Origin of the sequence: Allobosea sp. FBZP-16 (genome assembly GCF_002831785.1) — a bacterium.
Lineage (GTDB): Bacteria > Pseudomonadota > Alphaproteobacteria > Rhizobiales > Beijerinckiaceae > Allobosea > Allobosea lupini.
The window spans coordinates 59,082-79,380 of sequence record NZ_LNCQ01000043.1 but is presented as its reverse complement, the minus strand read 5'-3'; the positions used below and the strand labels follow the sequence as shown (position 1 = coordinate 79,380).

The following is a 20,299-nucleotide window of genomic DNA, read 5'->3' as shown; positions in this document are numbered from 1 at the left end:
ACAGACGACGGTTTCGTGACAAGGCGTCGCAAGCAACGGCCGCCGCGGCGCGAGCCACGGCGGCTTCGGCTAACGGGCCGTTTGGTCAGTGCAAAGCGGCTTCGGTTCCAACGGTTTCCGTGACCGACTTCTTCAGGCCGATCACCTCGAGCTCGGTGACGACCGCGACCGCCGCGGCCTGGGCCAGGACGAAGGCGATGCCGAGCGTGGTCGGCGCGAACCAGCCGGCGACGAGGATCAGCACGCTGTCGGCGATCCAGAGCACGTTGATGCCGATCACGGCATAGACTGCGAGGCGCGGCAGGCGAAGCCGGCTGGCGAAGAACGCAAGCAGGGCAGCACAAGGCAGCAACACCAGGCCGGCGCCGCGAAGAAACTCCGCCGGAAAGCCGAGGAGGCCGGAGAGCGAACCGGCGCCGACGCTGAGCAGCAGGCCGGTCGCGGCGCAGGCGGCGGCATCGAGGGCAAGGGCGTTGCGCAGGAAACGCGAGGACTGGATGAAGGCCATGGTCGTTCTCCGGTTCAGGCCCCGTCTCATCCGGGGCGGTTGCTGATGGAGGCCATGCTGACGAAAGCCCGGCGGCCGGTCGATTAAGCCAGAGGTAATTGGATGGCGGCGCCGCTACGGCTACCTTGCCCACCATGAACAAGCACCAGCAGCCCACGATCGGGCATCTCATCCGCGACTGGCGCCAGCTGCGCCGTCTCAGCCAGCTCGACCTCGCGCTCGAAGCCGAGATCTCGCAGAAGCATCTCAGCTTCGTCGAGAGCGGCCGCTCGGTCCCGAGCCGAGACATGGTCCTGCTGCTCGCCGAGCATCTCGGCGTGCCGCTGCGCGAGCGCAACGCGCTCCTGCTCTCGGCCGGCTATGCACCGGTCTATCTCGAACGCTCGCTGGAGGATCCGAGCCTGCAGGCGGCGCGCAGCGCGATCGACCTGCTGCTCAAGGGGCACGAGCCCTACCCGGCCGTGGCCATCGACCGGCACTGGACCCTGCTCGCGGCGAACAAGATGATCGCGCCGATGCTCGCGGTCGTCGAAGACGCCGACCTGCTGCGCCCGCCGGTCAACGTGCTGCGGCTCAGCCTGCATCCGCGCGGGCTCGCCCCGGCGATCGTCAACCTGACGGAATGGCGCGGCCATCTGATCGCAAGGCTGCGCCAACAGATCCGCGCCACGGCCGACCCGCTGCTGGCCGAACTCCTGACCGAATTGCTGAGCTATCCCGTCCCGGCCGTGCCAGTCATCAAAGGCAAGGCGCAGGACGAGGCCGAGCCGCAGATTGTGCTGCCGCTGCACCTGCGGCTCGGCGAGACCGAGCTGTCGCTGATCTCGACCACGACGGTGTTCGGCACGCCGGCCGACGTGACCTTGTCGGAGCTGGCGCTGGAGACCTTCTTCCCGGCCGACGAGGCAACGGGCGGGGCGCTGCGGGCGATCGCAGAGACCATCACGTCCGCTTGAGCGCGGGAACCAAAGCCCGGCCGTGACGTTCTCCCATCCGAACCGGCGCCGAGGCGCCGGGCTCGACTCATTCGGAAAGGAACACGTCCATGGGCAGCACCGCCGACAAGATCAAGGGCATGGCCAACGAGGCCGCCGGCAACATCAAGCAGGCGGCCGGCAAGGCGCTGAACAAGCCCGAGCTTCAGGCCGAGGGTATCGCGCAGGAGCGCAAGGGCGAAGCCCAGCAGGCGGTCGGCAAGACCAAGGACGCCGTCAAGAAGGTGATCGACAAGGCCTGACCATCAGGCCGGCTCCGACCACAGAAGAACGGGCGCCGCAAGGCGCCCGTTTTTTCGTCTCAGGCAGAGCCGCCGAGGCCGCCGAGGAAATCCTTGACCCGGCCGAAGAAGCCGGCTGTCTCGGGATGGGTTGCGCCCGAGCTCTCGCGCTCGAACTCCATCAGCAATTCGCGCTGGCGGGCAGTGAGCTTCTGCGGCGTCTCGACGAGAACCTGGATGTAGAGATCGCCCATCTCGCGCGAGCGCAGAACGCTCATGCCCTTGGCCTTGAGCCGGAACTGCTTGCCGGTCTGAGTCCCCTCGGGGATTTTCACCCGGGCCTTTTCACCATTCAGCGTCGGCACCTCGATCTCGCCGCCGAGCGCGGCCGAAGTCAGGCCGATCGGCACCCGGCAGAACAGGTCGGCGCCGTCGCGCTGGAAGATGGCGTGCGGCTTGATCGATAGGAAGATGTAGAGATCACCAGCCGGTCCGCCGCGCAAGCCAGCCTCACCCTCGCCCGCAAGGCGGATGCGGGTACCGTCCTCGACACCGGCCGGGATGTTGACCGAGAGCGTGCGTTCGCGGGTGACGCGGCCGGCGCCCTGGCAGCCGGTGCAGGGATCGTCGATGATCTCGCCGCGGCCGTTGCAGGTCGGGCATGTCCGCTCGACCGAGAAGAAGCCCTGGCTGGCGCGGACGCGGCCATGGCCGCCGCAGGTCGGGCACTGGCGCGACTTCGAGCCGGCCTTGGCGCCGGTGCCGGAGCAGACCTCGCAGGTCACCGAAGTCGGGACGCGGATGGTCTCGTTCTTGCCGGAATAGGCCTCTTCGAGGCCGATCTCGAGATTATAGCGCAGGTCGGCGCCGCGTTCGCGGGAATTGGCGCCGCGCGGGCCGCCGCGGCCGCGGCCCTCGCCGAAGAAAGATTCGAAGATATCGGACATAAAGTCCGACATGTCGGCAGGGCCGCCACCGCCGCCGCCGCCGTTCTCGAAGGCCTGATGGCCATAGCGGTCATAGGCGGCGCGCTTCTGGCCGTCGGAGAGGATCTGATAGGCCTCGTTGATCTCCTTGAACTTCAACTCGGCCTGCTTGTCGCCCGGGTTCTTGTCCGGGTGATGCTGCATGGCGAGCTTGCGGAAGGAGCTCTTGAGCTCGACCTCCGTCACGGTCCGGGAGACCCCGAGGATTTCGTAATAGTCGCGCTTCGACATTCAACCAGCTGCCCCTGCGCCGCCCCGCGCTCCTTGCGCAGGCCGGCGAGTCATGTCCTGCCGACGCCATCGCCTCAACGGAATGGCCGGGTCAAGCCCGGCCATCCCGTCACGGTCGATGGATGACCAAGTAGCGCGATCAGGCGCTCTTCTTCTTGTCGCCCTTGTCGTCGCTGACGTCCTTGAAGTCGGCGTCGATGACGTCGTCCTTCTTCGGCTCCTCGGCAGCGGCGCCCTCGGGAGCGTTCGCTTCGGCCTGGCTGGCGGCATACATCGCCTCGCCGAGCTTCATCGACGCCTGCATCAGCTCGTTGGTGCGGGCCTGGATCGCCTCGACATCCTCACCGGTCAGCGCAGTCCTGAGGGCTTCGAGCGCCGTCTCGATCGCGCCCTTGTCGGCCGCCGAAACCTTGTCGCCATAGTCCTTCAGCGACTTCTCGGTCGAGTGCACGAGGCTCTCGCCCTGGTTCTTGGCTTCGACCACCTCGCGACGCTTCTTGTCATCGGCGGCGTTGGCCTCGGCATCCTTGACCATCTTCTGGATCTCGGCCTCGGAGAGGCCGCCGGACGCCTGGATGCGGATCTGCTGCTCCTTGTTGGTGGCCTTGTCCTTCGCCGTCACCGAGACGATGCCATTGGCGTCGATGTCGAAGGTCACCTCGATCTGCGGCATGCCGCGCGGGGCCGGCGGGATGCCCATCAGGTCGAACTGGCCGAGCATCTTGTTGTCGGCCGCCATCTCGCGCTCGCCCTGGAAGACCCGGATCGTCACCGCGCCCTGGTTGTCCTCGGCGGTGGAGAAGACCTGGCTCTTCTTGGTCGGGATCGTGGTGTTGCGGTCGATCAGGCGCGTGAACACGCCGCCCAGTGTCTCGATGCCGAGCGAGAGCGGGGTCACGTCAAGCAGCAGGACGTCCTTGACGTCGCCCTGCAGGACGCCGGCCTGGATCGCGGCGCCGATGGCGACGACCTCGTCGGGGTTGACGCCCTTGTGCGGCTCCTTGCCGAAGAACTGCTTCACGACCTCCTGGACCTTCGGCATGCGGGTCATGCCGCCGACCAGGACGACCTCGTCGATCTGGCCCGCGGACAGGCCGGCATCCTTGAGCGCCTTGCGGCAGGGCTCGATGGTGCGCTGGATCAGATCGTCGACCAGGCTCTCGAACTTGGCGCGCGAGAGCTTGATGGCGAGGTGCTTCGGACCCGAGGCATCCGCCGTGATGTAGGGCAGGTTGATCTCGGTCTGCGCGGTCGTGGAGAGCTCGATCTTCGCCTTTTCCGCCGCCTCCTTCAGGCGCTGCAGGGCGAGCTTGTCCTTCTTCAGGTCAATGCCCTGCTCGCGCTTGAACTCGTCCGCCAGGTATTCGACCAGGCGCATGTCGAAGTCCTCGCCGCCGAGGAAGGTGTCGCCATTGGTCGACTTCACCTCGAACACGCCGTCGCCGATCTCGAGGACCGAGACGTCGAACGTGCCGCCGCCGAGGTCATAGACCGCGATGGTGCCGGCCGACTTCTTGTCGAGGCCATAGGCGAGCGCGGCCGCAGTCGGCTCGTTGATGATGCGCAGCACCTCGAGGCCGGCGATACGGCCGGCATCCTTGGTGGCCTGACGCTGGGCGTCGTTGAAATAGGCGGGAACGGTGATGACGGCCTGCGTCACCGGCTGGCCGAGATAGGCCTCCGCGGTCTCCTTCATCTTGGTCAGCGTGAAGGCGGAGATCTGCGAGGGCGAGTAATCCTTGCCGTCGGCCTCGACCCAGGCGTCACCCGACGGGGCCTTCTTGATCTTGTAGGGAACGAGATCGATGTCCTTCTTGGTCATCGGATCGTCGAAAGTGCGCCCGATCAGGCGCTTGATGGCGAAGAAGGTCCGCTCCGGATTGGTGACCGCCTGGCGCTTGGCCGGCTGGCCGACCAGACGCTCGCCGTCATCCGTGATGGCGACGATCGAAGGCGTGGTGCGGGCGCCCTCGGAATTCTCGATGACCTTGGGCGTCGACCCTTCCATCACTGCAACGCAGGAGTTGGTGGTTCCGAGGTCGATACCGATGACTTTACCCATGGATGGGATCCCTTTCGATTTAGCAGATCGCCGGAAGAGCGCGCGTAAGACGCCGCTCCCCGGCCCATGGCCCCGGATCGCCCCCACCTTCCGCGGCGAACGAACCCGGGATACCCACGTCTGGCGGCTGAAGCGACGGAACGGGACTTCAAGCCCCGGCCCGGCCTCACCCGCCGGTTACAACAAAGATCGACCGGCCCTGCGTTGCAGCGTTCGCATGTGAGTGCTGGCGCCTGGCGCAATCCGGCCCCGATGGCCCCTAAAAACCACCGCTTCGCGGCGTATATAGGGAGGGTGACGGCCTGCTTGCAAGGCGCGGAGCCGGATTAAGAATCGGCTTTGTGCAGTATCCCTCACAGAATTCGCAGGGCTGACCATTCCGGGTAAGTGTTGCGCGCATGCTCTTGCGCAACAGGCGTAGCCATTCCATTCAGAATGGACCTTCGCCACCAGGAAACAGCCGTGACGACGCTCCGCCGCCCGACTGCCCATCGCCTCGCTGCCGGTGCAGCACTGGCCTGGCTCGGCCTTGCAGGCGCAGCCCTGGCTCAGCCGATGCAGCTTCCCGGTGCGCAGCCCTTCAACCAGCCCGGCGCCCAGCAATCGGCGCCGGCCTCCGTCGGCGGCCAGTCGTCGGCGCCGCGCCCGCGCACCATGCCGGCCATCAAGATCCCCGGAGAAGACTCGCTTCTCGGCAAGAGCTTGCGACGCAATGGCGGCTTCGGCGAAGCAACGCTGGAGAAGACCGGCAGCGGCTACGGCCTGAAGCTGCGCGCCGAAGGATTCCAGTCCAGTAACCTCGTCGAACCCTGCGCCATCTCCTTCGGCGATACGCCCGTGCCGGTGACCTCGCTCGGCAAGCCGGCCGGGTTGCCGCGCTACAAGCTGGAAGCCGCGGCCTGTCCGATCGTCTTCGACGTGCTCGAAGGCGCCTTCCTCGTGATCGAGCCGGAGCAGCCCTGCGTGATCGAGGCCGCCGCCTGCCGCATCGATCCGCGCGGCGTCTGGGGGCCGGACGTGCGCACCCTGCCGGCCCGCGCCAAGGAGACCGAAGCAGAGCGCAGCAAGGCGGAGACCGCGGTACGGGAAGGCTACCGAGCGCTCTCGGCCAAGGCCAACCTGACCGAGCAGCGCACGATCGCCCGCGAGCAGGCAGGCTTCTCGTCGGAGCGCGAGCAGATCTGCCGCGACTTCCAGCGCGAGGGCTCGCACGGCTTCTGCGGCGCCCGCATCACCGAGGCACGCGCCGCCTCGATCCGCGCCCGCCTCGGCCTGCCCGAGCCGAAGCCCGAGACGTCGAAGCCGCGCCCGGCCACGGCAAGGCGGACGCCCCCGCCTGCGGCAGCGCCTGCTCCGACCATCCAGTAAGTTCTGGACTCAGGCGGCCTCGCCGCCTGCGACCTGCCCGGCTTCCCAGCCGAGGATGGCGCGCTTGCGCGTCAGCCCCCAATGGTAGCCGGTGAGCGCGCCGGACTTGCCGATGACGCGGTGGCAGGGGACGACGAAGGAGATCGGGTTCTTGCCCACCGCCGCACCGACCGCGCGAGCCGCCGAAGGCTTGCCGATATGGCCGGCGACGTCGCCATAGGTGGTGGCGCAGCCGACCGGGATGCGCAGCAGCGTCTCCCAGACACGGACCTCGAAATCGGTGCCGATCAGCACGACGCGCAGCGGCGTCTGCGGCGACCAGCTGCCCGGCTCGAAGATGCGCGTCGCATAGGGCGCCGTGCTCTGCGGATCGAAGTGGTAGTCCGCATGCGGCCAGCGCCGCATCATGTCGGCCAGCGCCTCAGCCCGGCCGCCGATCACCTTGCCGCCGTCGAGGCTGTTCGAGACCCAGCCGAGACCGGCGAGCCCGCGCTCGGTCACCACGACCAGCGCTTCGCCGAAGGGCGACTGGTGGAAGCCATAGGACATGCGCAATCCCTCGCCGCCGGTCTTCCACTCGCCCGGCGACATCGCCTCATGGGTGACGAAGAGGTCGTGCAGGCGGCCGGGACCGGAGAGTCCGACCTCGAAGCTGGTGTCGAGGATGCTGGCGGAGGCGGCCAGCAGACCCTTGGCGTTGTCGAGCGTGATCGCCTGCAGGAACGCCTTCGGCGTCAGCCCGCACCAGCGCCGGAACAGGTGATGCACGTCGGTCGGGGTCGCACCGGCCGCGTCGGCGATCGCCTCGATCGTCGGCTGCTGGCGCCAGTTATTGGTGATGTAGGCCAGGATGCGGCGCACGGTGTCGTAATCCGAGCCGGGCACAACCGCCGGAAAATCGGCTTCCGAGGGGATGGCTTCGGTGGCGCGGGCGAGCACGGCATTGGAGACGACTATCGGTTTCATCGCCGTCCTGAGACTGGAATGGGCGTTCATCTTTCTGTCCTCGCGATCTCAAATCTCATGCTCGCGACGCTAATGCTGTCAGCATGCGTCTCCCACCCGAAAGCTGACAAGCTCGTCTTCGCCTCAAAGGCCGCGTAGACATCCAAAGATGACCGATTCCGCCGACGCCGTCGTCTCGCTCTACCTGCGCCACGCCGCTGCCTATGACCAGCAACGCGGCCGGAAGCTGATGGAGGCGCACTGGCTCGACCGCTTCCTGTCACGGCTGCCGGCGACTCCTTCGGTCCTCGACATCGGCTGCGGCATGGGCGAGCCGATCGCCAGGCATCTGATCGAACGGGGCTGTGCGGTCACCGGCATCGATTCGGCGGCGCCGCTGATCGCGCTCTGCCGGAAACGCTTCCCGCAGCAGGACTGGCAGGTCGGCGATATGCGCGAGCTCGCACTTGGCCGGCGCTTCGACGGGCTCATCGCCTGGGACAGCTTCTTCCATCTGAAGCCCGACGATCAACGGCGAATGTTCCCGCTCTTCCGTGCGCATGCGGCGGATGGAGCTGCGCTGCTCTTCACCAGCGGGCCCGGCCATGGCGAGGCGATCGGCAGCTTCGAGGGCGAACCGCTCTACCATGGCAGCCTCGATCCGTCCGAGTATCGCGCGCTGCTCGACGCGACCGGTTTTGCCGTCGTCGAGCATATCGTCGAGGACCCGAACTGCGGCGGCCATACGGTCTGGCTGGCGCAACGGACAACCTGAGGCCCCCCTCAAGCGAAGCGCTGCAGCTTCTCCCGCGTCAGGCGCTGGTTGTTGCGGTGCCATTCGTCGTCGGTGAAGAAAACCGGCGAAGCCTCGTCCCAGCCGCTGCAACTATAGTCCGACTGCTCGGCGAAGAAGGCGACGAAGTCCTCGCGCGAACGCCACTCGGCGATGGCCTCGCCGGGATGATGACCGTCCAGGATGTCGCAGAGCTTGACGCCGTCTCGCGTGCGGATCAGGCCGTGACCGCAGTAATCGCGGTGGAATTCGTGGATCAGCCCCTCGCCGACTGGGCGAACCATCACGCGATCCCAGACCTGCCCTGCCAGCACCGGGCCGAACAGGGCGCGATCGAGCTTGTCGCGCAGGATCAGTGCATAAGCACGGACAGCCTCCTCGCCACCGTTCTCAGCACGCAGGGGGCCGCGCCGAGCGCGATTGGCCCGCACCGCCGCGATGACGACGACGATGATCGCCGCCCATGCGATCAGCGGGATGATCGTTGCGGTCATGCTCGGGCGGGTTCGAAATCCGGGCCGCGCTTGGCCTTGGCGAGCGCCGCTCCGAGCGCCTGTGCGAAGCCTTCGCGCTCCTGCGGCGAAAGTGCGGAAGCGACCACGGTGCGCTGCCCTCGCGCGACCAGCGAAAGCTCGAGCAGGCCGTAATCCTCGTCGTCCGCGCGCTCGAGCTTGGTCCAGGCCGGATTGGAGCGCCAGATCCTCTCGCGGCCGTGATGCGAGACCTTGCGCAACAGCACCTCGAGCGGCGTCACGACGATGCGCTCGAAGGCGCGGGCCGCATTGAAGTTGACCTTGAAGGCGATGAACAGCGCGAGGACGTCGAGGCCGAAGAAGCCTGCGACCGGCCAGGCACCGAGCACCATGAAAGGAATGGAGGCCGCGACGCTGGTCAGGCAGACCAGCGTCATCACGGTCCGGAATCCGTTCTGGCCGAGCGAGCGATGCGGCGTGATCGTCGCGTCGAAGACCGGCTTTTCGGCCGCTTCGACTGCAAGGTCGGATTCGGGCTTGCCCAAGGTCATGTGCCAACTATAACGCCGCGATGCCCGTGCCGAACAGTGCGAAACGCCGCAGCCCTCCACCGAAGCGGATCACGAATCCGAAGCCGCGCAGCGCTGCCGAGGTCTACGAGATCTTCAGCCGCTTCCGGCAGCAAAGGCCCGAGCCGAAGGGCGAGCTCGACTACGTCAACGCCTTCACGTTGCTGGTCGCCGTGGTGCTCTCGGCACAGGCGACCGATGCCGGCGTCAACAAGGCGACGAAGCGGCTGTTCGAGCTCGCTGACACGCCTGAAAAGATGCTAGCCCTCGGCGAAGACCAGGTGCGCGAGCTGATCAAGACGATCGGGCTCTACCGCAACAAGGCGAAGAACGTCATCGCACTCTCGGAAAAGCTGATCTTGGAGTTCGGCAGCGAGGTGCCGATCGCGCGCGAGGCGCTGGAGAGCCTGCCCGGCGTCGGCCGCAAGACCGCGAACGTGGTGCTCAACATCGCTTTTGGCGAGATCACCCACGCCGTCGACACCCATGTCTTCCGCGTCGCGAACCGCCTGCGCATCGCGCCCGGCAAGAATGTGCTGCAGGTCGAACTCGGCCTGGAAAAGGCGGTGCCGGCCGAGTTCGGCCGGCACGCGCATCACTGGCTGATCCTGCACGGACGCTACACCTGCAAGGCTCTGCGGCCGGCCTGCGAGAGCTGCGTCGTCGCCGATCTCTGCGATTCCGCCGACAAGCGGATCGCCTGAGCCTCAGTTGATGGCGAGGCGGGCCTGCTTGATGATGCCGGCCCAGCGCCGCGACTCCGCTTCCATCATCGCCGCGAACTCCTCCGGCTTGTTGCCGATCGGCTCGGCACCCTCGTTCTGCAGACGCTCGCGGATGATCGGGCTGTTGATGGTCTCGACCGTCGCCTGGCGCAGCTTGGCCGCGACGTCCTTGGGCGTGCCCTTGGGCACGACAAAGCCGTACCAGGCCGTCGCCTCATAGTCCGGCCAGCCGCTCTCGGCGACCGAGGGAACCTCGGGGAAGAGCTTGGCGCGCGCCTTGCCGGTCACCGCCAACGCCCTGACCTTGCCGCCTTCGATCAGGCCGAGCACGGACGGCACGGTGGTGATCATGAAGTCGCTGTTGCCGGCGAGCAGATCGGTCAGCGCCGGGCCGGCGCCGCGATAAGGCACATGCACCGCCTCGAACTGCGCGGTCTGCGCCAGCAGGATCGTCGCCAGATGGCTGGCCGAGCCGTTGCCGGCCGAGCCATAGGTCAGCTTGCCGGGGTTCTTCTGGCCCTGGCCGACGAGCTCGGCCAGCGTCTTGTGTGGCGAATTCGGCGCGACGACCACGACGAGCGGCGCCGCCGAGATCAGCGTCAGCGGGTCGAATGCAGTCAGCGGATCGACCCGGACGTTCTTGAAGAGATGCGGGTTGACCACCATCGGGCCCTGATTGGCCATCAGCACGGTATAGCCGTCCGGCGAAGCCGCAGCCGCCTGTGCTGTCGCGAGATTGCCACCGGCCGAGCCGTTGTTCTCGACCACCAGCGACTGGCCGAGCCGCTCGCCGACGCCCTGCGCGACGAGACGCGCGATCGCGTCCGTGCCGCCGCCGGCGGCGTAAGGCACCAGGAGCTTCATCGGCTTGTCCGGGAAGGCAGCCTGGGCGCGGGCGAAGTCAGGCAGGCAGGTGCTGGCCAGAGCGGCCGTGATCAGGCTGCAGAGATGGCGGCGCGTGATCGTCATGGGTCAGTTCTCCTCCCGTTTCCGCCCTCTCTGCAAGCGCGAGGATCGCACTGGCGGGGACGATGACGTTTCCTTCGAAGATGCGGCGCGCCGTGCGGACCAGGCTGGCGCGGGCCACCTGACCGGCGGCATCGAGCGCAAGGTCGACCTGGATGGCGCCGCTCGGATGCTCGACCGCGATCAGCGAGCCGATCCCGGGGGACAGCATCTCGGCGGCGACGCTGCCGGCGATACGGCTTGCCGCGGCGACGCAGAGCGCTCCGGTGACGGCATGGCTGCGGTGGCAGCGATCCGGCGTGAAATAGCGTGAGGTCAGGCTGCCGCCGCGACGCGCCGGCGAAAGCACCCCGACCTTGGGAATGACGCGCCCGGCGACATCCCCGAGACCCATGCGGCGGCCGGCCTCGCGGCGCAGCCCCTCCAGGCGCGCCAGCAGGGCGGCATTCGCATCGAGCTCGGCTGGCGTCTCATCGCCGGCAAGGCCGAGATCGCGTGCCCGCAGCAGCAGCATCGGCGTGGCATAGTCGACCAGCGTCACCGGGACGCCCTCGATCTCCTCGCGAGCGCGGCCGGTCGGCAGCAATGCGCCGGTTTTCGAGCCGACAGCTTCGAGGAAGCCGAGCTTGATCGGGGCGGCCGTGCCGGCGACGCCGTCGATCGCGGTCGCTCCATCATAGGCGACGACACCGCCAGGCGTCTGCACGGCTGCCTCGATCAGCGCGCCGGTGTTGCGGTTGTGAATGCGCACGATCGTCTCGCCGTCGAGCGCCGGTACCAGCCCGGCCTCGATCGCGAAGGGGCCGACGGCGGAGAGCATGTTGCCGCAGTTCGGGCTGAGATCGACATGAGCGCGCTCGACCGCGACCTGGGCGAAGAGATAGTCGACATCGGCATCCGGCCGACTGGAACGGCTGACGATCGCGACCTTGCTGGTCAGCGAATTGCCGCCACCGAGCCCGTCGAGCTGCAGCATATGCGGCGAGCCCATCGCCGCGAGCAGGACGCGATCGCGCGCCGCCGGATCGGTCGGCAGATCGCGCTCCAGGAAAAACGGGCCGCGCGAGGTGCCGCCGCGCATCAGCACGCAGGGGATGCGCAGGGCCTGAGGATGCGGGAGCTGGAAGGGAGCGGACAAGGGCGTCACCCGGCGATTGGCGATGCCCTCTCTTCTCAAATCAGATAACTGCTGTGAAATGCAGAGATCGACGCTATTGATACGTCATGAGTATCAATTTTGAAGCCCTCGATCTGCGCGCCTTCATCTCGGTCGTCGAGCTCGGCGGCTTCCACCGCGCCGCCGAGGCGCTCAACATGTCACAGCCGGCGCTGAGCCGGCGCATCCAGCGCCTTGAAAGCGCGGTCGGGGCGGCGCTGCTGGAGCGGACGACGCGGCGGGTCGCGCTGACTATGGTCGGGCGCGAGATGCTGCCGCTGGTCCGGCGCATGCTCGACGAGTTCGACAGCTCGATCTTCGCGATGCGGGATCTCGGCAGCCGCCGCGCAGGACTGATCGCGCTCGCCTGCGTACCCACGGCCGCCTTCTACTTCCTGCCCTCGGTGATCGCGCGCTTCCAGGCGCAGTACCCGAACATCCGCTTCCGAATCCTCGACCTCTCGGCCAATGACGGCCTGGAAGCGGTGGCGCGCGGCGAGGTCGAGTTCGGCATCAACCTGATTGGCGGCTCCGATGGCGAGCTCAGTTTCGAGCCGTTGATCGACGATCCCTTCGTGCTCGCCTGCCGGCACGACCATGCGCTGGCGCAGAAATCATCCCTGGGCTGGGCCGATCTCGAAGGCCATCCGCTGGTCACCGTCAGCCGCAGCAGCGGCAACCGTGCCATCCTCGATGCCGCGCTGGTCAAGGTCGGCGTCAGGCTCGACTGGTCGTTCGAGGTGACGCATCTGTCGACCTCACTCGGGCTGGTCGAGGCGGGCCTCGGCATATCCGTGCTGCCGAAGCTGGCGACGCCGGGCGAGAACCACCCGATCATCGTAACGCGGCCGATCCGCGACCCGGAAGTCTCGCGCACGATCGGCGTGGTCCGGCGCCGCGGGGTCAAGCTGGCGCCAGCGGCGGAACGCTTCCTGGAGATGCTGCTCGGAACCTGGCGCGGGCCCTTGCCCGCTTCAGGCTGAGCTCAGCCGAAGACCCAGAGCCCGGCGAGGCCGGCCGAGCCGACGATGATCCGCCACCAGGCGAAAGGCGTGAAGCCGCGCTTCGAGACGAAATCGAGGAAGCTGCGGACGACGATCAGTGCCGAGATGAAGGCAGTGACGAAGCCGATCGTGATCAATGTGAGATCGTTGGTCGTCAGCTCCTTGTAATTCTTCAGCAGGTCATAGGCGAAGGCGCCGGCCATCGTCGGCATCGCCAGGAAGAAGGAGAACTCGGCCGCAGCCCGCTTGTCGGCGCCGAGCAGCATCGCGCCAACGATGGTCGATCCGGAGCGAGAGACACCGGGCACCATCGCAAGACACTGGATGAAGCCGATCTTGAGATACATCGGCAGCGGGAAATTGGTGGCGTCGTGATGTTTCACCTCGAGCTCCAGCTCGTCGACGACGAGGAGGACGAGGCCGCCGGCGATCAGCGTGCAGCAGACCAGAAAGGGGTTGAACAGCACGCCCTTGATGAAGCCGTGCGCCAGCGCGCCGATCACCGCAGCCGGCAGGAAGGCGATGAGCACGCCGATGACGAAGCGACGCGCAGACGGATCGGTGCGCAAGCGCAGGGCGATATCGAGCAGGCGGCGGAAATAGACCAGCAGGATCGCGAGGATCGCGCCGAGCTGGACCAGGATCTCGAAGGATTTGCCCTTGGATTCAAAGCCTAGAAAATGCCCGAGCAGCAGCAGGTGGCCGGTCGAGGACACCGGCAGGAATTCGGTCAGCCCCTCGACCACGCCGAGCACGGCGGCGACAAGAAGGTCATGCATGGGAGGGTCCTTCCGAGCCTTGCTGGTGCGGCGCAACAAAGCTGAGCCGAACGCGTTAAAGCTATGGCGCAGGGTCTTTGCAAATTGGTTACCAGACCGGGAAGGATTTCTGCGCAATCCGCCACTTCACCCCGTCCCGGGTTGTTAGGCTTAGCCGGCAGGCCTATACGGGGGCGCTCTATTGCGCTGCATCAGCGCCGGCCTACCTCACCCGAACCGTCCTCAGTTCCAGCAATCGATGGCCACGCTTCACCATTATGCGCTTTGCCCGCATTCGCGCTTCATCCGGCTCGCACTCGGCGAGTTCGGCCTCGACGCCACGTTGGTCGAAGAGCGCGTCTGGGAACGGCGGCGCGAGTTCCTCGAGCTCAATCCCGCCGGGACGACGCCGGTGCTGCGCGAGGATAGCGGGCTCGTCGTGCCCGGCCCCGGACCGATCGCCGAATATCTCGACGAGACCCGCGGGCTCGCGCTGGCCGAACGGCGCCTGCTGCCGGAAGGCCCCGGCGGGCGGATCGAGGTGCGCCGGCTGCTCGACTGGTTCAACATCAAGTTCAACGAGGAAATCACCGCTCCGCTCGTGCTGGAGAAGGTGATGAAGCGCTTCATGAGCCGGGACGAGGGCGGCGGCCCGCCGGAAATGAGCGCGATCCGCGCGGCGCGCGGCAATGTGCGCTATCATCTGCGCTACATCGCCTGGCTGACGGCGAAACGGAACTGGCTCGCCGGCGACAATCTGAGCTATGCCGATCTTGCCGCGGCGGCGCATCTCTCCTGCGTCGACTACCTCGGCGACGTGCCCTGGGACGAGGATGAGGCCGCCCGCGCATGGTATGCGAGGATCAAGTCCAGACCGAGCTTCCGGCCGCTGCTGAGCGACCGGATTCCCGGCATGGCGCCCTCGGCCCATTACGACGACCTGGACTTCTGAGCCCCGACAAGCTCAAGGCCGCGATCGCCGCGCGCGCCAAGGCGGAGGGGTTCTCGGTGCTGCGCGTCGCCTCGGTCGACGCCATTCCCGAAGCGCCCGCCCGCCTCGCCGGCTGGCTGGAGGCCGGCCATCACGGCGACATGACCTGGCTGACCGAGCGCACAGCGGAGCGCGCCGATCCGGCGACCCTGTGGCCGGCGGCGCGTTCGATCGTCATGCTCGGCATGAGCTATGCCGGCGAAGGCGACCCGCTCGCCGTCCTGGCGCAGCGCGACCGCGGCGCCATCTCGCTCTACGCCCGCCGGCGCGACTATCACGATGTGATCAAGGGCAAGCTGAAGAGCATCGCCGGCGTGCTGGCGGCGCGTGGCGACGCCGAGGTCAAGGTCTTCGTCGACACCGCCCCAGTAATGGAAAAGCCGCTGGCCCAGGCAGCGGGCCTCGGCTGGCAGGGCAAGCAGACGGTGCTGGTCTCGCGCCAGCACGGCGCCTGGCTCTTCCTGGGCGCGATCTACACGAGCGCGGACTTGCCTCCGGACGAGCCGGAGCGCGACCGTTGCGGCTCCTGCACGCGCTGCCTCGACATCTGCCCGACCAAGGCCTTCCCGGCGCCCTATCAGCTCGATTCGCGCCGGTGCATCGCCTATCTCACCATCGAGCATCAGGGCCATATCGACGCAGAATTCCGCGAAGGCATCGGCAACCGCGTCTTCGGCTGCGACGACTGCCTCGCCGTCTGCCCATGGAACAAGTTCGCGGACGCCTCGCATGAGACGCGTCTGGCGCTGAAGGGCGAGCTCGACGCGTTGCCGCTGGCCGATCTCGCCGGGGTCGATGACGCCGCCTTCCGCGCGCTCTTCGCCGGCACGCCGGTCAAGCGCACCGGCCGCGACCGGTTCATCCGCAATGTCCTGATTGCGATCGGCAACAGCGGCGATCCGGCACTGGCCGCAAATGCCGAAGCCCTGCTCGACGATCCCTCGTCTTTGGTGAGGGCGATGGCGGCCTGGGCGCTTTGGCAGCTCGTGCCCAGCCGCGCCGCGGAACTCGCGCCGGCCCGCCTCGCGCGGGAAACCGACCCCGAGGTCAGGGCCGAATGGGCTCAGCCTTTTCCGAACCAACTGGAACCCGCATGAAGCTCGTCATCTTCGGCCTCGGCTATTCCGCCGGGTTCTTCGCGCGCGCCGCTTTGGCGAAGGGCTGGGAGGTCACCGGAACGGTGCGCTCGGCCGAAAAGGCCGGCGAACTCAGCAGGCAAGGCCTGCACACTCTGGTCTTCGGCGGTTTTGCGGTCTCGACACCCCTGGCAAAGCTCGTTGCGGATGCAGACGCGGTGCTGGTCTCGGCCCAGCCCGACGAGAGCGGCGATCCGGTGCTCGGCGCGCTCGCCGACAAGCTGGCCGCGGCCGAGAAGCTGCGCTGGATCGGCTATCTCTCGACCATCGGGGTCTATGGCGACCATGGCGGCGCCTGGATCGACGAGACAGCCGAATGCCGACCCACCAGCCGGCGCTCACGCCAGCGGCTGGAGATCGAGCAGGACTGGCTCACCTTCGGCGAGCGCAGCGGCAAGCCGGTGCAGATCTTCCGCCTTTCGGGCATTTACGGCCCGGGCCGCAGCCCGATCACCAAATTGCGGGCCGGCACCGCCAACCGCCTGGTCAAGCCCGGTCAGGTCTTCAACCGCATCCATGTCGACGACATTGCCGGCATACTGATGGCATCGATCGAGGCGCCGCGCGCCGGAGCGATCTACAACGTCACCGATGACGAGCCGGCACCGCCGCAGGATGTCGTCAGCTTCGCTGCCGAGGTCGCCGGGCTCGCCCTGCCGCCGGAAACCCCATTCGACCCCGCGAAGCTGTCGCCGATGGCCGCGAGCTTCTATGGCGAGAACAAGCGCGTCTCGAACGCGCTGGTGAAGCGCGAACTCGGCTATGCCTTCCGCTATCCGGAGTACCGGCAGGCGCTGCGCGACCTCGCCGCATCCGGCGAGTGATCGCGCTCACGCAGCGTAGCGCCCGGCGTCACCGTCGAGATACTCGATATAGCGCCGGTCGATCGCAGCGACCGGCAGGATGACCAGCACGTCGGTGGTGCCGAACTGCTTGTCGACTACAGCACCCGCGCCGAAGCGGGCACCGAGGCGCAGATAGCCCTTAACCAGCGGCGGCAAGCATTTCAGCGCGAGCTTGGCGTCGATCATGCCGGCCGGGAGGCGATCCATCGCCACATGCCGACCGGGCTGGGCCACGACGCGCCAGTCGCCCTGGGCGGTGGCGTGATGGTGGATGAAGCTCAGCGGCAGCGCCAGCATGTCGGGGTCGGTGCCGTCCAGGCTGGCGCAGCCGAACATCGCGTCGATGCGGTGATGGCGGCAATAGGCCCAGATGCCATGCCAGAGCAGCTCGACCGTCTTCTTGGTGCGATAGGGCTTCAGCACGCAGGAGCGGCCGAGCTCTAGGAAGCGCATCTCGGGATGGCGCGCCAGCAGTGGCGCGATGTCGAATTCGGACTGGGTGTAGAAACCGCCGAGCCTGGCCACGGCCTGCTCGCGCATCAGCCGGTAGGTGCCGACGACCTTGGGCTTGATCCCGCCGAAGCGACCACGCGCGGCATGGTCAATGACGAGAAGATGATCGCAGACTGCGTCGAATCGATCGGCGTCGCGGCGGAACATGCGCGAGACGACATCGGGCTTGGCCGACATCTCCTGATAGAACACACGGTAGCGCAGGCGCTGCGCCCGCCAGATCTCGCGCGGGCCACGCGCCAACCGGACCTCGAGCGCGCCGGAGCGGCCGAGCGTGCCGGACAGGGCGTCAGCGCCGGGGAAGGCGAAGCCGCCGAGCTGCTTGCCGGCAGCCAGCAGGCTCGAGGGGGAGAAACGCTGCAACAGGGCCTGGCCGGCCAGCTTCTGCTTTGCCGGCTGACGGGCACCCTGAAAAACGTCGTGCGTCATAGACGGTCTGGCCCCTGCGATCTAGGATCGGCGCATGATAGCTCTGCGCCGACCGTCTTACGGGATCGCGACAAAACTACGTCACTGTGATGACGAAGCCAACCGCCTGGGGAGCAAACCGAGGCTCAGGCCGACAGCATCTCGCCCGTTCGCAGCTGCGAAAGCCGCTCGATCCAGCCACGCAGCTGATCGCGTGACAGGGGCTTAGCCAGACAATCATCCATGCCGGCGGCGAGCGCCTCGCGCCTGTCATCCTCCGCCGTGTTGGCGCTGACGGCGACGATCGGCAGCCGGGCGAGGCCCTGCGCCTTCTCGGCCGCACGGATGTTCCGGGCGACGGCGAGCCCGTCCAGCACCGGCATGCGGACATCGAGCAAGGCGAGATCGAACCCTAGCGACCGGCCGGCGCGGGCCTCTTCGGCCAGGCGGACAGCCTCGCCGCCATCACGCGCCCAGACCGTAAGGCAGCCAAGCCGCTCCAGCGTGCGAGTCAACAGAAGCGCGTTGATCTCATTGTCCTCGGCGACGAGGACCCGCAAGCCTGCGACAGGCTGCTCCGCCGAGGCGTCGCCGGCCGGCGCCGTCGCGACTGCGTGCTGCAGCCGCTCGACCGGGTCGAGCCGCGCCTGCAGCGAGCGCGCCCGGACCGGCTTGACGAGGAAGCCGCTGAAGCCGGCGGCATAGGGGGAGCCGAAGCTGCGGCGCTCGGCCGGCGCCAAGATAATCACGATATCGGCTACGCCGGCGCGTCGCGCCGCGGCCGCCACCGCCTCGACCTCGCCGCCCGGAAGATTGCGGTCGATCAGCACCGCGGACAGGGCCGAATCGCCGGCAAGCGCCGCGAGGGCCCGTGCATGATCGCCGGCCCGCAGAACCTGCGCGCCCGTTCGTTCGAGGCAGGCGGCGATATGGGCCGCGCTGAACGGCGCCGAGGATGCGACCAGGATGCGTCGCACCTGCCAGTTCGGGGAGGCCGGAGACGCGATTTGGGCTGTGCCGGCTCGTAACGGCAGAACCAGACGGAACAATGCGCCGCCCTCCGCGCGATTCCCGGCTTCGATCTCACCGCCCATGGCGCGGGCGAGCCGGCGGGCAATGGCGAGGCCGAGACCGGTACCGGCCTGGTCGCGATGGCCGGTCATGCCGCCCTGCTCGAACTCCTCGAAGATCGTCGCGAGGCGCTCGGCCGGAATCCCCGGCCCCGTATCGGCGATGGCGACGACGAACTGACCGGCGACAGCATCCGCCTCGATGCCGACGCCGCCCGCTTGCGTGAACTTCACGGCATTGCCGACGAGATTGAGCAGAATCTGGCGCAGGCGCTCCGCGTCGCCGACGAGTTGTCCCGACAGGGCGGGCCCGAGCAAAGTGGAGATCTCGATGCCCTTGGCCTGGGCGCGCGGCGCCATCAGCTCGGTGACGTCCTCGATCAGCGCTGCTGGATCGAACGGCGCGTCGGCAAGTTCGAGCTTGCCGGCCTCGACCTTGGCGAAGTCGAGGATGTCGTCGACGAGCCCGAGCAGCGCCTCGCCCGAGCTTCTGAGCGCCTTGACATAGGTCGCCTGCTCCGGGTCGAGCCTGGTATCGCCGAGCAGGTCGGCCATCCCGAGGATGCCGTTGAGCGGAGTGCGGAATTCATGGCTCACGGTCGCCAGGAAGCGCGACTTGGCGGCGCTCGCCTCCTCGGCCCGGCTGCGCGCTTCCTCGAGCGCCGTTTCAGCTGCGATACGCCCGCTGATCTCGCGGCCGACCCGCTGCAGCACGGTCTGGCCGGCTGCGACCGGGACGACCGTCTCGACCCAGGAGAGCCAGCGTTCGCCCTCTTGCGTCTCGATGCATTCGTCGACGACGCGGGCTCCGCCCGGCAGCATCTGCGCCGGCCGGGCGCTGCGCACGCGCGGCTGTTCGACGCTGCCGACGGCCTCGGTTTCGCTCTTGCCGATCAGCGCCGCATAGGCGGCGTTGGCGTAGATGATCCGGCCCTCGCTGCGGCGCACGATCAGATCGCCTTGCGCCTCGATCAGGCTGCGATAGCGTTCCTCGCTGTCGGCAAGCACCCAGAGCCGGTCGCTCAGCTTCTCGACATCGGCCGTCAGCGCCCTCGCCTGCCGGGTCACCTGGCGGCGCTCCCGCAGCAGCCGGATCGCAACGATGGCACAGGCGATCGCCAAGGCAATGGCGGCGCCGGTCAACAGAATGAGGAGAGACGGCAGCTCGATCATGCCCGACCATCTATCACGGCCCCTCTTGAGAAAGGGTTCGCCCTATCCGCGAGGATGCCCGGTTGGTTTGAACGGCTTCATTAACCTTTCAGCAGGCGGCAATCCCTGATCAGGCAGCCTGTGCCGCCTGGTCGATGCGCGAGCGATAGGACAGCGCCTCGGCGAGATGGATGCGCCCGACCCCGCTATCCCCGTCGAGATCGGCGAGCGTCCGCGCGACCCTGAGCACGCGGTGGTAGCCGCGCGCCGTAAGCCGCATCGCATCGGCGGCGCTGCGCAGCAGCGCGAGCCCGGCCGCATCCGGTCGTGCCGCCTCGTCCAGCAGCGCGGCCGGGCAGCGGGCATTGGTCATACCGCCCGCCAGCCCGAGCGCAGCGTAGCGAGCCGACTGGCGGGCCCGGGC

Annotated in this window: 21 protein-coding genes; 9 read left to right on the top strand and 12 right to left on the bottom strand. The window is 67.6% G+C overall.

Annotated features, from left to right (window positions below):
- Positions 1–85: 85 nt before the first annotated feature.
- Entirely contained in the window at positions 86–508 is a 423-nt protein-coding gene (locus CXY91_RS21700) for a hypothetical protein (protein ID WP_100963270.1), read from the bottom strand.
- Between the two features lie 134 nt (positions 509–642).
- Between CXY91_RS21700 and CXY91_RS21695 the strand changes: the two genes are divergently transcribed.
- Complete coding sequence (locus CXY91_RS21695; protein WP_100963268.1) at positions 643–1,464, top strand: helix-turn-helix domain-containing protein; 822 nt, start codon at positions 643–645, stop codon at positions 1,462–1,464.
- Between the two features lie 89 nt (positions 1,465–1,553).
- Positions 1,554–1,745: a CsbD family protein gene (locus CXY91_RS21690; protein WP_091833448.1), complete on the top strand. Its 192-nt coding sequence runs from the start codon at positions 1,554–1,556 to the stop codon at positions 1,743–1,745.
- Between the two features lie 59 nt (positions 1,746–1,804).
- Here the strand turns inward: CXY91_RS21690 and dnaJ are convergent, their stop codons facing one another.
- Both dnaJ and dnaK read right to left on the bottom strand, forming a co-directional pair.
- The gene (gene dnaJ, locus CXY91_RS21685; RefSeq protein ID WP_100963266.1) at positions 1,805–2,941 is read right to left on the bottom strand and encodes a molecular chaperone DnaJ; all 1,137 of its coding nucleotides are present in this window, start codon (positions 2,939–2,941) and stop codon (positions 1,805–1,807) included.
- A gap of 139 nt (positions 2,942–3,080) precedes the next feature.
- Positions 3,081–5,003 (bottom strand): molecular chaperone DnaK, encoded by a 1,923-nt coding sequence (gene dnaK, locus CXY91_RS21680; RefSeq protein WP_091833442.1) that lies wholly within the window; start codon positions 5,001–5,003, stop codon positions 3,081–3,083.
- 462 nt (positions 5,004–5,465) lie between these two features.
- Here dnaK and CXY91_RS21675 point away from each other — a divergent pair, with 462 nt between their 5' ends.
- Positions 5,466–6,371, top strand: a complete 906-nt coding sequence (locus CXY91_RS21675; RefSeq protein ID WP_091833438.1) for a hypothetical protein — start codon at positions 5,466–5,468, stop codon at positions 6,369–6,371.
- A gap of 9 nt (positions 6,372–6,380) precedes the next feature.
- Here CXY91_RS21675 and CXY91_RS21670 read toward each other — a convergent pair whose 3' ends face one another.
- Positions 6,381–7,337, bottom strand: coding sequence for a methylated-DNA--[protein]-cysteine S-methyltransferase (locus tag CXY91_RS21670; RefSeq protein ID WP_091834345.1), 957 nt, complete (start codon positions 7,335–7,337; stop codon positions 6,381–6,383).
- Between the two features lie 148 nt (positions 7,338–7,485).
- On the opposite strand from CXY91_RS21670, the gene CXY91_RS21665 reads away from it, so the two are divergent.
- The gene (locus CXY91_RS21665) at positions 7,486–8,091 is read left to right on the top strand and encodes a class I SAM-dependent DNA methyltransferase (RefSeq protein ID WP_100963264.1); all 606 of its coding nucleotides are present in this window, start codon (positions 7,486–7,488) and stop codon (positions 8,089–8,091) included.
- Between the two features lie 8 nt (positions 8,092–8,099).
- Here the strand turns inward: CXY91_RS21665 and CXY91_RS21660 are convergent, their stop codons facing one another.
- A complete protein-coding gene (locus CXY91_RS21660; protein ID WP_100963262.1) occupies positions 8,100–8,603 on the bottom strand; it encodes a hypothetical protein in 504 nt (167 codons plus the stop codon).
- Positions 8,600–9,133 (bottom strand): DUF2244 domain-containing protein, encoded by a 534-nt coding sequence (locus CXY91_RS21655; protein ID WP_091833429.1) that lies wholly within the window; start codon positions 9,131–9,133, stop codon positions 8,600–8,602. Before CXY91_RS21655 ends, CXY91_RS21660 begins: the two co-directional genes overlap by 4 nt.
- 20 nt (positions 9,134–9,153) lie before the next feature.
- Here CXY91_RS21655 and nth point away from each other — a divergent pair, with 20 nt between their 5' ends.
- On the top strand, positions 9,154–9,855 hold the full coding sequence (gene nth / locus CXY91_RS21650) for an endonuclease III (protein ID WP_091833426.1): 702 nt from the start codon (positions 9,154–9,156) through the stop codon (positions 9,853–9,855).
- A gap of 3 nt (positions 9,856–9,858) precedes the next feature.
- Here the strand turns inward: nth and CXY91_RS21645 are convergent, their stop codons facing one another.
- Positions 9,859–10,845 (bottom strand): Bug family tripartite tricarboxylate transporter substrate binding protein, encoded by a 987-nt coding sequence (locus CXY91_RS21645; protein ID WP_100963259.1) that lies wholly within the window; start codon positions 10,843–10,845, stop codon positions 9,859–9,861.
- The gene (locus CXY91_RS21640) at positions 10,778–11,980 is read right to left on the bottom strand and encodes a 4-oxalomesaconate tautomerase (protein ID WP_282569392.1); all 1,203 of its coding nucleotides are present in this window, start codon (positions 11,978–11,980) and stop codon (positions 10,778–10,780) included. Before CXY91_RS21640 ends, CXY91_RS21645 begins: the two co-directional genes overlap by 68 nt.
- Positions 11,981–12,066: 86 nt before the next feature.
- Here CXY91_RS21640 and CXY91_RS21635 point away from each other — a divergent pair, with 86 nt between their 5' ends.
- Entirely contained in the window at positions 12,067–12,981 is a 915-nt protein-coding gene (locus CXY91_RS21635) for a LysR family transcriptional regulator (protein ID WP_100963257.1), read from the top strand.
- A gap of 2 nt (positions 12,982–12,983) precedes the next feature.
- Here the strand turns inward: CXY91_RS21635 and CXY91_RS21630 are convergent, their stop codons facing one another.
- Entirely contained in the window at positions 12,984–13,781 is a 798-nt protein-coding gene (locus CXY91_RS21630) for an undecaprenyl-diphosphate phosphatase (RefSeq protein ID WP_100963255.1), read from the bottom strand.
- 238 nt (positions 13,782–14,019) lie between these two features.
- Between CXY91_RS21630 and CXY91_RS21625 the strand changes: the two genes are divergently transcribed.
- Genes CXY91_RS21625 through CXY91_RS21615 form a run of 3 tightly spaced genes read left to right on the top strand, consistent with a single transcriptional unit; the run spans position 14,020 to position 16,711 of the window.
- Positions 14,020–14,712, top strand: a complete 693-nt coding sequence (locus CXY91_RS21625; protein WP_091833413.1) for a glutathione S-transferase family protein — start codon at positions 14,020–14,022, stop codon at positions 14,710–14,712.
- A complete protein-coding gene (queG, locus tag CXY91_RS21620; RefSeq protein ID WP_100963253.1) occupies positions 14,610–15,848 on the top strand; it encodes a tRNA epoxyqueuosine(34) reductase QueG in 1,239 nt (412 codons plus the stop codon). The genes CXY91_RS21625 and queG overlap by 103 nt, the downstream gene beginning before the upstream one ends.
- Positions 15,845–16,711, top strand: a complete 867-nt coding sequence (locus tag CXY91_RS21615; RefSeq protein WP_100963251.1) for an SDR family oxidoreductase — start codon at positions 15,845–15,847, stop codon at positions 16,709–16,711. Before queG ends, CXY91_RS21615 begins: the two co-directional genes overlap by 4 nt.
- Positions 16,712–16,717: 6 nt before the next feature.
- On the opposite strand, the gene olsB is transcribed toward CXY91_RS21615, so the two are convergent.
- From olsB to CXY91_RS21600, 3 genes are all read right to left on the bottom strand, one after another.
- Entirely contained in the window at positions 16,718–17,674 is a 957-nt protein-coding gene (gene olsB, locus CXY91_RS21610) for a l-ornithine N(alpha)-acyltransferase (protein WP_100963249.1), read from the bottom strand.
- 125 nt (positions 17,675–17,799) lie between these two features.
- Positions 17,800–19,896 (bottom strand): response regulator, encoded by a 2,097-nt coding sequence (locus CXY91_RS21605; RefSeq protein WP_100963248.1) that lies wholly within the window; start codon positions 19,894–19,896, stop codon positions 17,800–17,802.
- 109 nt (positions 19,897–20,005) lie between these two features.
- The coding region (locus CXY91_RS21600) for a magnesium chelatase subunit ChlI family protein (RefSeq protein ID WP_465246884.1) at positions 20,006–20,299 on the bottom strand (294 nt) is incomplete at its 5' end.